The organism is Psychromonas ingrahamii 37 (genome assembly GCF_000015285.1).
GTDB classification, from domain to species: domain Bacteria; phylum Pseudomonadota; class Gammaproteobacteria; order Enterobacterales; family Psychromonadaceae; genus Psychromonas; species Psychromonas ingrahamii.
This window is the reverse complement of the sequence record NC_008709.1, coordinates 4,012,454-4,025,805: the sequence shown is the minus strand read 5'-3', so window position 1 is coordinate 4,025,805 and position 13,352 is coordinate 4,012,454. Positions and strand designations below refer to the sequence as shown.

The window sequence follows — 13,352 nt, the reverse complement described above, 5'->3', positions numbered from 1 at the left end:
GCTGCGGGATAGTGATATAGTTATGCTATCAATTGATCCGCCATTGCAAGGGAAAATATGTTAGATGCAATTTGTAATTATGATCCTGACAATCCTAAAACCTATTCTATTTTTGAGTTTAAGATTTTAGCTGCGAGTGAGCTTGATAAATTACGCCATTTTCTAATCTGCCCTGTCTGTCAACAAAAAGCTTACTTTCGCAAAGCCTCTATTGATGGCAGACAAGCTTGTTTCGGCTCCCGTTACCATAAAATTGATTGTGCCGAGTTTAACCCCTCAGTGCGTAAAAAAGAGGAAGAAAAGCAGCTGCTTGAAGTTGAAAAAGTACTGCTTGAAAGCGATTCCTTAGTGATTGATTTTAGTGCTCCACTTGTTAAAGCTAAAAATATTCCAGAAAAAGCATCGAAGAGCGTCAAAAAAATCCCCAATAAAGTACTTAATACACAGCCTGCAGAAGTTCAAGAAGCTGCTAAATCAGAGTCAAAAGTCAGTAAGCAGGGGTTAAAAAAACTGCTGATGAGTTTATTGCGCGGTAGTTCGTTGGCGGATTCTGATCTTTGGATTTATACCAGTGAGAAACATAAATGGCGTGCTAAAAACCTGTTCGTCAATATTAGAGATGCGCAGCCCATGGAAAATAATGCTCCGCGTATCTATTGGGGAACTATTTCTAATGCGGATAAAACCTTAAATTGGCTTAATCCTGTGGAAAATTCCAGTGCTGCTTTACCGATTTCAAAGTATCGGGATGAGCTGTTAAGCCATTTTGATATTAAGGAGGCGGTTGATCTAGAAAGTGCAGGTTTTATCTTATTTGGAAAATGTGTATTAAGTAAGGACAAAAAACGTCGCTTTATTCATTTATGGGGTAATGACCTGCAGTATCTCTATTTATTAAAAAAGTAAGCTGATCATGTCATTCCATAACAACAAAAAAAGGGCACTAGGCCCTTTTTTTAATGCCCATGTTTTGCATGGGAGATTATATTAACCCTATTAAGCGGATACAACACCTTGGCTATTAAGGTATTCACTGTAGGTGCCGTGGAAATCAATAATTTTATCTGCTTTGATTTCGATAATACGCGTTGCTAATGAAGAGACAAACTCACGGTCATGACTGACAAATAAGAGTGTTCCTTTATAATTATCAAGCGCTAAGTTTAACGACTCAATAGATTCCATATCCAAGTGATTGGTGGGTTCATCCATTAATAGTATATTGGGCAAGTCCATCATTAATTTACCAAATAACATTCTGCCTTGCTCACCACCGGAAATGATTTTCACGGATTTACCGATGTCGTTTGAGCCAAACAGTAAACGCCCTAATGTACCGCGGATAGATTGTTCGTCATCGCCGGGTTTCATCCATTGACTCATCCATTCCATTAAAGTTTGGTCTTTTTCAAAAGCGTAAGCATGATCCTGCGCGTAATAACCTAAGTGCGCATTTTCAGACCACTTAAACTGACCTGAATCTAATTGAGTGTGGTCCATTAAAGTGCGTAATAATGTTGTTTTACCTACACCATTTTGGCCAATAATAGCAATACGTTCACCCACTTCAACCATCAGGTTAAAGTCCTTAAACAGGACTTTATCAAAAGATTTACAGGCCTTAGTGACTTCCAGTGCAGTACGAAACAGTTTTTTCTCTTGTTTGAAAACAATATAAGGATTAACACGGCTTGATGGTTTAACTTCATCGAGTACGATTTTATCCATCTGTTTTGCACGAGAGGTCGCTTGTTTGGCTTTTGATGCATTGGCAGAAAAACGGCTAACAAAATCCTGTAGTTCAGAAAGCTGCGCTTTTTTCTTGGCATTATCGGACAATAGACGATCACGAACCTGTGTTGCTGCCGTCATGTATTCATCATAGTTGCCGGGATATAAACGCAGTTCGCCATAATCAATATCGGCCATATGAGAACACACTGAGTTTAAGAAATGACGGTCATGTGAGATGATAACCATAGTACATTGACGTGCTTTTAACTCGTCTTCCAACCAGCGGATAGTATCAATGTCCAGGTTATTGGTTGGCTCATCAAGTAACATAATTTCTGGATTTGAGAATAAGACTTGTGCAAGCAGTACACGCAGTTTCCAACCCGGTGCTACTTCTGACATTAAGCCGTAGTGCAAGTCCAGCGGGATACCAACGCTCAGTAATAATTCTCCGGCGCGGGCGTCGGCAGTATAACCGTCCATCTCGGCGAATTCAGTTTCAAGATTGGCAACTTTCATGCCGTCTTCTTCGCTCATTTCAGGCAGACTGTAGATGCGATTACGTTCAGCCATCACAGCCCACATCTCTTTGTGACCCATTAATACGGTATCAAGTACCGAGAATTCTTCGAAAGCGAACTGGTCTTGATGCAGTTTTGCAATACGTTCGTTAGGATCTTTGGCAACATTACCGGCACTTGGCTCTAAGTCGCCAGTTAAAATTTTCATGAACGTTGATTTACCACAACCGTTGGCACCAATCAGGCCATAACGGTTACCATTACCAAATTTAACTGAGATATTTTCGAATAAAGGTTTTGCACCAAACTGCATGGTGATGTTGTTCGTACTTAACAAGGCGATTTTCCTAATTCAAGGCGAGGTTTATTTGTAAACCCCGCTATGTTTATATGGTTTGTGTTAGGGCTGTTAACCCTACAGTTTTATAGTGATACCATTATACAGAAAACGTGAGGTTAATCACGTTGCATTTGTACGAATTTCACACATTAATTTGCCAACTGGGTTGTGGCACTTAATCTAGGCTTACTGTAAGCTACGCCCTTTTCCAACTTTCCAACCAAGAGATTAATTATGAGCTTTGATTTATTAGGTTTACCCGATTCGCTGCTTAAGGCGGTCAAAGAGCAAGGTTATACAGAGCCTTCGCCGATTCAAGCTCAGGCCATTCCCGCCATATTAGAAGGCAAGGATGTGATGGCCGCAGCACAAACGGGGACAGGTAAAACCGCCGGTTTTACGCTGCCGTTATTAACCCTGTTAGAAAAAGGTAACCGTCCAAAACCGAATCAGGTGCGCGCACTAGTGTTAACACCAACGCGTGAACTGGCTGCCCAAGTTCATGCCAGCGTGGCAACTTACGGTAAAAATATGCCATTACGCAGCGCAGTCGTCTTTGGCGGGGTGAAAATTAATCCGCAAATGCAAATCCTGCGTCAGGGTGTTGATGTCTTAGTGGCTACTCCAGGTCGTTTAATCGATCTTTACAACCAAAATGCAGTGAGCTTTAAACAATTAGAAGTCTTAATATTAGATGAAGCCGACCGTATGCTGGATATGGGATTTATTCACGACATCAAACGTATTTTGGCCGTATTGCCGAAACAACGTCAGAACTTACTGTTCTCCGCAACCTTCTCCCCCGATATTCGCCGGCTGGCAAAAGGGTTAGTCAATAACCCTGTTGAAATTTCAGTCAGTCCGCGTAATACCACTGCAGAAAATGTGACTCAGACTGTTTATGAAGTCGATAAAACTAAAAAATCAATTGTCCTGAGTACCCTGATAAAACAAAATGACTGGCAACAGGTATTAGTTTTTGTAAAAACAAAACATGGCGCTAACCGCTTGGTCAAAAGCCTGGAGGGACGTGGTATTACTGCTGCTGCTATTCATGGTAACAAAAGCCAGGCAGCACGCACTAGAGCTTTAGCCGGATTTAAAGAAGGTCAGGTACGTGCTTTAGTCGCAACAGATATTGCCGCGCGTGGTATTGATATTGATCAATTACCACAGGTTGTTAATTTTGATTTACCCCATGTATCAGAAGATTATGTCCACCGAATAGGCCGTACGGGTCGTGCGGGTAACGAAGGACAGGCGCTATCATTGGTGTGTAATGAAGAGTTTAAACTGCTTAAAGACATTGAAAAATTAATTAAAAAAGTGATTCCGCGTAAAATCCTTGCAGGTTTTGAACCGGGAGAGCCGTTGTCGCCTTCAGTCTTAGATGGTCGTGACCCTAAACCTCAAAAGCCGAAAAAACCACATTCTGATCATCGTGATGGTCAACGCTCTGCAGCCAACACAGCGGCTAACAAAAAACATCGCTCAGCACGCAGCAATTTTGTTAGCGGCAAATAGTGACTGCTAAGCTAAAAAATTAGTTTGATAAAAAACCTTAAGTAATTAAGGTTTTTTTTTGCCGGTTTTTTACACCGCCGGGCAACAACTCGATAAGGTATACAAACACGTGAATAAAATTGCTGTATTTGCCGATGTGCAAAATATTTACTACACCACCCGCCAGGCTTATGGGAAACAGTTTAACTACCGCAAATTATGGCAACAGCTCGAGCAGCAGGGAGATATTGTCAGCGCTTATGCCTATGCTATTGAGCGCGGGGATAACCAGCAGAAGAAATTTCAAGATGTATTAACGCACTTAGGTTTTGAGGTGAAACTTAAACCTTTTATTCAGCGCAGTGATGGCACCGCCAAAGGTGATTGGGATGTGGGTATTACCATCGATATTATGGAAACCGCGCCGCAGGTAGATACTATTATTTTACTTTCAGGTGATGGCGATTTTGCGATTTTATTCGATAAAGTGAAACAGGCTTACGGCGTTAAAACAGAAGCTTATGGCGTGCCTAAATTAACCGCCAAAGCATTGATTGACGCATCTACTGTATTTCACCCGATTGAGGGTGAATTGTTGTTGTAGGGTTGATACCAAGTAGACTCTTCACGCCCCAGCTGATGGTTATTTATTTGCTTCTAATAAGCTCGCTTGTTTAACCGGCAAGGGTTTTGATTTAGATGAAATAATTAATTAAAATCCAATAGGGCAAATAAAATCAGTAAATATTTCGTTTTGCCGACAAATTTAGTAAAGTTAATTTTTTATTATTTAAAAGGGTTTTATTGTGTCAAAAATCATTCTTCTTATCGTATTTTTAGTGGCTGCATTTTTTGTTTTTCAGCGTATGAATGCCGGAAATAATGCACCAAAAAATATTCAAATAGGCTCCGCCTTTCTGGCTGCTAACGAAGCTGAAGATGGCATTTTCAGCACAGCCTCTGGTCTGCAATATAAGGTATTAGAAAAAGGCGCTGGTCAAGTGCATCCAACGGCTAATAGCGAGGTAAAAGTGCATTACCACGGCAGTTTAATAAACGGCACTGTTTTTGATAGTTCGGTGGAGCGCGGTACGCCAATTTCATTTGGTTTGAATCAAGTTATTCCCGGTTGGACTGAGGGAGTACAGTTGATGGTGGAAGGTGATAAATTCCGTTTTTATATTCCCAGTCGTTTAGCCTATGGTAACCGTGCTACAGGGAAAATCCCAGCGGGCTCATTATTGATTTTTGATGTTGAGTTAATTGCGATTAACTAATTTTAAATATAACTTCGACAATCTAAAACGGCCACCATTAACTTATCAAGGTGACCGTTTTATTAATGCAGAAAACTATTTAAAACTATTTAAAACTATTCACAGGGTGGGCCCCTGTGAATCATCGCTAACCCGCCCAGTGATGTTTCCCGGTAGTTTCTGTGCATATCTTTGCCTGTCTGATACATAGTCTCAATAACATTATCTAAAGAGATAATTGATTTGCTGTTGCGTTTTAATGCCATACGGGACGCATTAATGGCTTTCATTGCCCCCATTGCATTACGTTCAATGCAGGGGATCTGTACTAAACCACCGACCGGATCGCAGGTCATGCCCAGCGAATGTTCCATGGCAATTTCAGCTGCCATGCAGATTTGCTCATTACTGCCGCCTCGAATAGCCGTTAGACCCGCTGCCGCCATCGATGATGAAACCCCTATTTCTCCCTGACAGCCGACCTCGGCACCAGAAATTGAGGCATTCATTTTATAAAGCACGCCGATCGCCGCTGATACACCGAGGAAGTCTTTTAATTGTTTGGTATCTAATTCATGGATAAATCTATGGTAGTAGGTTAAGACCGCTGGAATAACACCCGCAGCACCGTTGGTTGGCGATGTAACTACCTGACCGCCAGCTGCATTTTCTTCACTGACGGCGAAAGCAAAGAGGTTAACCCAATCAATAATAGTCATCGGATCGCTATCGGTTGCCTGGTTCGCTTCCAGTGTTTTTAATAACGCCGGTGCACGCCGTGTGACGTTTAATCCTCCTTCAAGTATGCCTTCGGTTTGCAAACCGCGTTGTAAACACAAACACATTACTTTCCAAAGTTGATCGGTTTTTTTATCTATCTCTTTTTGGCTGCGAAAAGCTAATTCATTTTTCTGTACTAAGCCGCCAATACTTAAACCTTGTTGCTCTGCTTTGTTTAATAACTCCTGCGCAGAATGAAATTCAAAAGGCAGTTTAATTTTATTCGGGGCGTCACCACTGGTTAATTCTGCCGCTGTTTTAATAAATCCGCCACCAATAGAATAATAGGTTTCACTGCACAGCATGGCCCCGTTAATATCAAAAGCACTGATCGACATACCATTCTCGTGCAGAGGAAGATTTTCAAAATGGAATTTAATTTGTTCTTCAGGATCAAAGTCGATTAATTTTTCATTCGAAAGTGGCATTTTTAATGTTTTTTTCACTTTTTCAATAAGTTGATTCGCACTTTTTACTTTAATCGTTTCGGGCTGAAATCCTAATAAACCTAATAATACCGCCTTGTCAGTATGGTGGCCTTTACCTGTCAACGCTAAAGATCCAAACAGATCTACCTTAATTTCATTTACCAAAGGCAGACTGTCTTTGAGTAATAAAGTAAACTGATAACCTGCAATCATAGGACCATTAGTGTGTGAGCTTGACGGGCCAATACCGATTTTATAGATGTCAAAAATTGAAAGCATAAGGGAATTCCTAATGATTGTTGCATAAAAAGATTGTTTTGTAGTAAATCAAAACGCGCTTCGAATATGCATTAAAGCGTAAATAATAGCGAATCTATTTTAATGATACGCCTATCACAGCCCTTATTTTTCAATATTAGTGGCGCAGACAATGACCTTCGAACAAATTTAAGGCGCTCTATAACGGATAAAATTCACCTTGTTTTTATAACATTTAACTTCTATAACTGGGTTTTAACTGTTATGATTTAATTCTAATTGCTTGACATTTACTTGGTTATGATGTAGAAGTGATCTCAGTTAAATTACCCTTGTTAAGGTGTTGAATGGAATTTCCTTCTTATTTTTGCTTTTTCTTTATGTACTGTTAGTCCCGTTTTAACCCTTTAAATTACAATATGGTCTCCAATAAAATGGGGCTGCATGCTTATACCCAAACACTGTCAAGAGACACTATTCCGTGCTTTGTGAAGTAATCTAACTTAAGATAATTAATTTATTTTTCATAATAAAAATCAGTATGTTAGTTTGTTTTGGTAATTCGTTATGTACTTTAAGTGATTTTGGATATTACACTTAGACGAATATAATGAAATCCGTAAATTTTAATGGAATATGACTATTCTTAGCAGACTCCGGCATAATCTTATTTCGGAAGACATCTAGAATAACATCCGAAATAAGGTAATTTAAAGCACCTCTTTAATGTAACAGAATGGTTTCTTTTATGAAAAAAAATAAAGGTTTTACGCTCATTGAATTATTGATTGTGATCGCAATTATCGGGATCTTGACTGCTATTGTTGTACCCTCCTACCAAGAGCATATCCGCACCGCTAACCGAACTGCCGCACAACTTGCCTTAACTAAAATTGCACAAGAGTTTGAGCGAACCAGTGCGCGTCAGGGAGGGTACCCTACAGCCTTAACGGTTCCCACAGACACTGCTGTGATCGCAGCTGTTGATAGCCCCGATGTTTATACTATTACTCCTTCGCCTGTTCCATCAGAGCGTAGTTCATCAACATTTAAACTTTTCGCAACGCCTATCACTGGATTTGTAAACGACGGTGATGAGTGTGGTGAGATGACTATTGATCAGGCAGGTGCTACCACGCCTGCGGATTGTTGGAATTAAGATGAAATTTTCTTCAACAAAAAATTCACAGGGCATGACCTTACTGGAATTGTTAATTACTCTTGCGATCATTATTATTTTATCCTCAATCGCCGTCCCTAGCTATCGTACTTTTATGGCCAATGAGCGTTTTGCCATCGCCAGCAATGAACTGTATAACGCCTACCGCTTTGCGCGCAATGAAGCTATTAAAACCTCGAGTTCAATGACCCTGAAGCCAAAAACGGGGGGGTGGGTCAATGGCTGGCAGGTGACTGACAGCAGTGGCACTGTGCTTTTGGTCAGCAAAAAACCCCATGACAGCATCACTGTCACTGGTGTTGCTGTGACGGTCAAGGGAATGGGGGCATTATCTGGCGGTGGTGTAACATTTTTGGTTGAAGGACTCGATGGAAAAAGCAGTTGTTTATCGGTGTTATCCAGCGGACAAAGCCAATTAACCGACGAGGCCTGTCCATGAAAATAGCTGAAAAAGGATTTACCTTATTTGAAGTGCTGGTGTCTATGTTTATCACCGGCGTGGCGCTACTCGGGCTTGCAAAGATGGAGTTGTATATTCTAAAGTCATCGCAGTCGAGTTTTGACTATACGGTCGCGACAATCCGGGCTAACAATTTTGTGGATGCAGTGTGGGCAGGATGTTATACACAAAGCGCATCTTCCGGTACCTATGCGGGTATTATCAATCCTTGGAAAGATGAAATAAGCGCAGCGGGCATGATTACCTATGAAGGTTACCCGCCTGCTTCATATGCACAGGAGACAACAGTAAAAATTTCTTGGACAGATCCGCGCTTCGCGGATCATGTTACTTCCAATAGTACCTTAACCCTAAACGTGAAATTCCCTGATGATAATTGCGGGGCTCCATAGGATGCAGACTAATAATTTGAATTTCAACAAAAAAAAAGCACAGCAAGTCGGGTTTTCGCTGATTGAACTGCTGGTTGCTATGGTGATTAGTTTAACCCTGATTTTTGCCTGCACTGCACTGTACAGCTCATTAAAAGGCAGCATGACCACTGCTCAGAGTTTGGCAACTGCACAGGAGTCATTACGGGGGACGTTTTATTTAATGTCACGTTCTGTTTATCAGGCTGATAGTGTCAGCATTAACGGAGCCAATGACGAACTGACAGTTACTTATAACCCGCCTCCGACGGGGCAGATATACAGTTGTTTGGGAAACGCTATTGCTTCTGCTGCTACTGATACTTATTCCTCGGACGGTACCGGATTATATTGTGATGATGATGGCATAGGTACTGGTAGTGCTGCGGAGTTGATTGCATTAGATATTCAAAGCTTAAATTTCACAACTATTAGCGATGCTAGTGGCACTGTTAATGGTTTAACAGTAACAATAAAAATAGAGGGGATGCCTGCTTCGTTATCTGATGGGCTGACGTTCACTTTAGCACTACGGCAAAAAATATTATTGGATTTGGCTCAATAATAAGTTCAAAAAGAACCGGAAAATATATGAAAAAGCACAAAGGTTTTGTACTGATACCCATACTTATAATTACTACTATTAGCGCTATGTTGGCATTTTCTCAACTCAGTGATAATCGTCTGCAGGAGCGGGTTGCGGGTAATCAGCAAAAAGAAATCAGTGCGCGGCTTGCTGCGGAAAAAGGTATTTTTAAGGCTTTTAACGATATCAAAGTTCAAAGTGACCTCGGCCAGACAAATGATCAGATCATCAGTGCACTGATTGACTCTGGAAAGGTTGATTTGTCTGCTCGGGAGTCTTATTCCTTTCCTTCAGATAATAATGGTGCCTCGCCTGAGGCAACAATTATTACCTTGGTAAGTAAAGGCGAATTTAGCGGTGCGACTGCTTATTTAAAAGCGGTCATTAAAATCATTGATGGTCCTAGCGGCTTGGGAAAAACGGTCTCATACTGTTCTATTTATTATTACTACCCTCAACAAGATACTGCCGTTGCTGCGTTAGACAGCGGATACAGTGAATACTGCGGCGAGATATCCCCGTTTAAATCCTATGCTGCAATATCGGGTGACTATATAACTATAGCCGCAAACTCCACAGTAAATGGAGACCTCGCTGCACAAGGGTACGTTACTATCGGTGCTAATTCTGTAGTTCACAACATCTATGCTGGCGCTGCTGTGACCACAGGTGATGGGTCTATCGTTGAAAACACCTTTTCAGGTGATGCCACTACTATCGCAGCTAACGCTATTGCCCAAAATATCTATGCCGGAGCCGCCATTACCGTAGGCGCGGATGGTGATGTCCAGGCGGTCTATGCTGGCGCAGCCATCACCTTGGGCGCGAACGCTTCGACGAATGGCGTTTTAGCCGAGGATGCCAACTCAGATGACTATGTTGAAGCGGGCGATATACATAATGCTGGTAATATGACAGACATGATGGCGCTGATAGTGGACACACAGTCCGCTTTATTTGCCCTCGAGCCATCCCCTGAAAATGGACCATTACCTACCACTATGGGAACACGCATGTTAGCGCCTGGTGTGTGGGAAGGCAGTGCCCTGAGTATAACTGCAAGCTCAACCATTACCTTTGATGCGGATGTGTCTACTGATAATGAGGACCACGTTTGGGTTATTAATCTTAGTGATGCGCTAACGGTGGGTGCGTCGACTAATTTCGAGATAATTGGTTTGGATGACACCGATACCGCTACTATCATTTGGAATGTAGGCGCTGCACTCACCATGGGTGCAGGCACCTCTTTCCGTGGTACCGCATTTGTAGTGGGGCCCATTACCGCGGCGACTTCATCGGTTAGTTGTGGTAACTTGTATGCAAGGGGCCTCATTAGTATCGGTAGCATTGGTGTCGATAGTGCAGGTAATGCAGTCACTTGCGAAAATTATGATGCCGTCTTCACTTATCTGGGGGCACTCAATTAATTAGCCATCATTATGCACCGTAATAGGTGCAATTTCTCAGAGTAAATGGTCGGTTGTTATAGCCCGGCCATTTTTTTGCCCAATAAAAGTAATAAACAATAAAACCATTAAATAGTTACTGGTGCGCAGTACCTGAATAGGTTTGTACTTTAGACAATTTAACACAACAACCATGCCACCCATTTTTCTACCGGTAAAGGCGGTCGCAATAGCGGCAGCGGCGGCACATAATGCGGCAGTGACAGCGGCGGCAATAGAGATAGCCGGGATAGCGATTTGATCCTCACTTTGCTAAAAAATTCAATTCACAGCTGATTTATAATGATCTTGCCGTGGGTCTTTAACCTTTCATTAATGCGCTGCTTTAACCTGAAGCCGATGCCCATTAAGACGTCAGGCGACCCCCTGTTCAGTGATTAATTTGGCTGGCGGCTTATTATTTAGATTCTTTTTTAGGCGTTATCAGTATACTATTCGCACTATAACTATAACTATCACTGCCACTTATTCCTCGGACGGTGCCGGATTAAGATGTTAACGGTTTAACAGTGACAATGAAAATAGAAGGAATGCCCGCTTCGTTACTTGATGATGGGGGGCTGACGTTCACTTTAGCACTACGGCAAAAAATATTATTGGATTTGGCTCAATAATAAGTTCAAAGAGAACCAGAAAATATATGAAAAAGCACAAAGGTTTTGTACTGATACCCATACTTATAATTACTACTATTAGCGCTATGTTGGCATTTTCTCAACTCAGTGATAATCGTCTGCAGGAGCGGGTTGCGGGTAATCAGCAAAAAGAAATCAGTGCGCGGCTTGCTGCGGAAAAAGGTATTTTTAAGGCTTTTAACGATATAAAAGTTCAAGGTGACCTTGGGATGACAAATGCTGAGATTATAGGCGGACTGATTGACTCTGGAAAGGTTGATTTGTCTGCTCGGGAGTCTTATTCCTTTCCTTCAGATAATAATGGTGCCTCGCCTGAGGCAACAATTATTACCTTGGTCAGTAAAGGTGAATTTGGCGGTGCCACTGCTTATTTAAAAGCGGTCATTAAAACCATTGATGATCCTGGTGGCTTGGGAAAAGTGGTCTCATACTGCTCTATTTATTATTACTATCCGGAACAAGATACCACCGTTGCTGGGCTGGAAAGTGGATACAGTGAATACTGCGGAGCCGTTCATATATCCCCGTTTCAATCCTATGCTGCAATATCGGGTGCTGCGATGAGTATAGCCGCAAGCTCCACAGTAAATGGAGATCTCGCTGCACAAGCGGCACTTGCTATAGGGGCTAACGCTGAAGTTCACAACATTTATGCAGGCGCTGCCGTTAGCACAGGTGCTCTTTCTAGCGTTGAAAATATCTTTTCAGGTGCTGCCGCGAGTATCGGGGCTGACGCTATTGCCCAAAATATCCATGCCGGAGCGGCCATTACCGTAGGCGCGGATGGTGATGTCCAGGCGGTCTATGCTGGCGGAGACATCACTCTGGGCGCGAACGCTTCGACGAATGGCGTTTTAGCCGAGGATGCCAACTCAGATGACTATGTTGAAGCGGGCGATATACATAATGCTGGTAATATGACAGAGATGATCGCGCTGATAATGGACACACAGTCTGCTTTATTTGCCCTCGAGCCATCCCCTGAAAATGGACCATTACTTACCAATATAGGTACAAGCACCTTAGCGCCTGGCGTATGGGAAGGCAGTGCCGTGACTATAGCTGCAAGCTCAACCATTACCTTTGATGCGGATGTGTCTACTAATAATGAGGACCATGTTTGGGTTATTAACCTTAGTGATGCGCTGACGGTGGGTGCGTCGACTAATTTCGAGGTAATTGGTTTAGATGACACCGATACTGCTACTATCATTTGGAATGTAGGCGCTGCACTCACCATGGGTGCAGGCACCTCTTTCCGTGGCACCGCATTTGTAAAGGGCGCCGTTACCGGGGGGACTTCATCGGTTAGTTGTGGTCACTTGTATGCAACGGCCGCCATTAGTATCGGTAGCATTGGAGTCGATAGTGCAGGTAATGCAGTCACTTGCGAAAATTATGATGCCGTCTTCACTTATCTGGGGGCACTCATGAATTAGCCATCATTACGCACCGTAATAGGTGCAATTTCTCAGAGTAAATAGTCGGTTGTTATAGCCCGGCCATTTTTTTTGCCCAATAAAAGTAATAAACAATAAAGCCATTAAATAGTTACTGGTGCGCAGTACCTGAATAGGTTTGTACTTTAGACAATTTAACACAACAACCATGCCACCCATTTTTCTACCGGTAAAGGCGGTCGCAATAGCGGCAGCGGCGGCACATAATGCGGCAGTGACAGCGGCGGCAATAGAGATAGCCGGGATAGCGATTTGATCCTCACTTTGCTAAAAAATTCAATTCACAGCTGATTTATAATGATCTTGCCGTGGGTCTTTAACCTTTCATTAAT

At 42.3% G+C, this 13,352-nt stretch carries 14 protein-coding genes; 12 read left to right on the top strand and 2 right to left on the bottom strand.

Annotated features, from left to right (window positions below; translation table 11 throughout):
• The first annotated feature begins 57 nt into the window (after positions 1 to 57).
• Entirely contained in the window at positions 58 to 906 is an 849-nt protein-coding gene (locus PING_RS16810; RefSeq protein ID WP_011771500.1) for a hypothetical protein, read from the top strand.
• 90 nt (positions 907 to 996) lie between these two features.
• On the opposite strand, the gene PING_RS16805 is transcribed toward PING_RS16810, so the two are convergent.
• Positions 997 to 2,592 carry an ABC-F family ATPase gene (locus PING_RS16805; RefSeq protein WP_041766651.1) on the bottom strand — a complete coding sequence of 532 codons (1,596 nt, stop codon included), beginning with the start codon at positions 2,590 to 2,592 and terminating at the stop codon, positions 997 to 999.
• Between the two features lie 237 nt (positions 2,593 to 2,829).
• Between PING_RS16805 and PING_RS16800 the strand changes: the two genes are divergently transcribed.
• The 3 genes from PING_RS16800 (at position 2,830) to PING_RS16790 (ending at position 5,375) form a co-directional block, all read left to right on the top strand.
• Entirely contained in the window at positions 2,830 to 4,119 is a 1,290-nt protein-coding gene (locus PING_RS16800; protein ID WP_011771498.1) for a DEAD/DEAH box helicase, read from the top strand.
• 109 nt (positions 4,120 to 4,228) lie between these two features.
• Positions 4,229 to 4,702 carry a LabA-like NYN domain-containing protein gene (locus PING_RS16795; RefSeq protein WP_011771497.1) on the top strand — a complete coding sequence of 158 codons (474 nt, stop codon included), beginning with the start codon at positions 4,229 to 4,231 and terminating at the stop codon, positions 4,700 to 4,702.
• Positions 4,703 to 4,964: 262 nt separating this feature from the next.
• On the top strand, positions 4,965 to 5,375 hold the full coding sequence (locus PING_RS16790; protein WP_049753041.1) for an FKBP-type peptidyl-prolyl cis-trans isomerase: 411 nt from the start codon (positions 4,965 to 4,967) through the stop codon (positions 5,373 to 5,375).
• A 95-nt stretch (positions 5,376 to 5,470) separates the two neighbouring features.
• Here PING_RS16790 and PING_RS16785 read toward each other — a convergent pair whose 3' ends face one another.
• Positions 5,471 to 6,841: an L-serine ammonia-lyase gene (locus PING_RS16785; RefSeq protein WP_011771495.1), complete on the bottom strand. Its 1,371-nt coding sequence runs from the start codon at positions 6,839 to 6,841 to the stop codon at positions 5,471 to 5,473.
• A 727-nt stretch (positions 6,842 to 7,568) separates the two neighbouring features.
• On the opposite strand from PING_RS16785, the gene PING_RS16780 reads away from it, so the two are divergent.
• The 8 genes from PING_RS16780 to PING_RS20760 all read left to right on the top strand — a co-directional run bounded on the left by PING_RS16780 (position 7,569) and on the right by PING_RS20760 (position 13,276).
• Positions 7,569 to 7,979: a type IV pilin protein gene (locus PING_RS16780; protein WP_157035394.1), complete on the top strand. Its 411-nt coding sequence runs from the start codon at positions 7,569 to 7,571 to the stop codon at positions 7,977 to 7,979.
• Between the two features lies 1 nt (position 7,980).
• The gene (locus PING_RS16775) at positions 7,981 to 8,439 is read left to right on the top strand and encodes a GspH/FimT family protein (RefSeq protein ID WP_011771493.1); all 459 of its coding nucleotides are present in this window, start codon (positions 7,981 to 7,983) and stop codon (positions 8,437 to 8,439) included.
• A complete protein-coding gene (locus tag PING_RS16770) occupies positions 8,436 to 8,852 on the top strand; it encodes a type IV pilus modification PilV family protein (RefSeq protein ID WP_011771492.1) in 417 nt (138 codons plus the stop codon). The genes PING_RS16775 and PING_RS16770 overlap by 4 nt, the downstream gene beginning before the upstream one ends.
• A gap of 1 nt (position 8,853) precedes the next feature.
• Positions 8,854 to 9,435 carry a PilW family protein gene (locus PING_RS16765; RefSeq protein WP_011771491.1) on the top strand — a complete coding sequence of 194 codons (582 nt, stop codon included), beginning with the start codon at positions 8,854 to 8,856 and terminating at the stop codon, positions 9,433 to 9,435.
• Between the two features lie 26 nt (positions 9,436 to 9,461).
• Positions 9,462 to 10,886, top strand: coding sequence for an ice-binding family protein (locus PING_RS19625; protein WP_011771490.1), 1,425 nt, complete (start codon positions 9,462 to 9,464; stop codon positions 10,884 to 10,886).
• A gap of 142 nt (positions 10,887 to 11,028) precedes the next feature.
• Entirely contained in the window at positions 11,029 to 11,166 is a 138-nt protein-coding gene (locus PING_RS20765) for a hypothetical protein (RefSeq protein ID WP_157035392.1), read from the top strand.
• 399 nt (positions 11,167 to 11,565) lie between these two features.
• Positions 11,566 to 12,999, top strand: coding sequence for an ice-binding family protein (locus PING_RS19620; protein ID WP_011771489.1), 1,434 nt, complete (start codon positions 11,566 to 11,568; stop codon positions 12,997 to 12,999).
• 139 nt (positions 13,000 to 13,138) lie between these two features.
• Positions 13,139 to 13,276, top strand: coding sequence for a hypothetical protein (locus tag PING_RS20760; protein ID WP_157035392.1), 138 nt, complete (start codon positions 13,139 to 13,141; stop codon positions 13,274 to 13,276).
• The last annotated feature ends 76 nt before the right edge of the window (positions 13,277 to 13,352 follow it).

Bases quoted from the DNA above. Each gene is read 5' to 3' on its own strand.
- PING_RS16800 (WP_011771498.1), top strand. From the start codon at position 2,830: ATGAGCTTTGATTTATTAGGTTTACCCGATTCGCTGCTTAAGGCGGTC.
- PING_RS16810 (WP_011771500.1), top strand. From the start codon at position 58: ATGTTAGATGCAATTTGTAATTATGATCCTGACAATCCTAAAACCTAT.
- PING_RS19625 (WP_011771490.1), top strand. From the start codon at position 9,462: ATGAAAAAGCACAAAGGTTTTGTACTGATACCCATACTTATAATTACT.
- PING_RS16785 (WP_011771495.1), bottom strand. From the start codon at position 6,841: ATGCTTTCAATTTTTGACATCTATAAAATCGGTATTGGCCCGTCAAGC.
- PING_RS19620 (WP_011771489.1), top strand. From the start codon at position 11,566: ATGAAAAAGCACAAAGGTTTTGTACTGATACCCATACTTATAATTACT.
- PING_RS16775 (WP_011771493.1), top strand. From the start codon at position 7,981: ATGAAATTTTCTTCAACAAAAAATTCACAGGGCATGACCTTACTGGAA.
- PING_RS16765 (WP_011771491.1), top strand. From the start codon at position 8,854: ATGCAGACTAATAATTTGAATTTCAACAAAAAAAAAGCACAGCAAGTC.
- PING_RS16770 (WP_011771492.1), top strand. From the start codon at position 8,436: ATGAAAATAGCTGAAAAAGGATTTACCTTATTTGAAGTGCTGGTGTCT.
- PING_RS16780 (WP_157035394.1), top strand. From the start codon at position 7,569: ATGAAAAAAAATAAAGGTTTTACGCTCATTGAATTATTGATTGTGATC.
- PING_RS16790 (WP_049753041.1), top strand. From the start codon at position 4,965: ATGAATGCCGGAAATAATGCACCAAAAAATATTCAAATAGGCTCCGCC.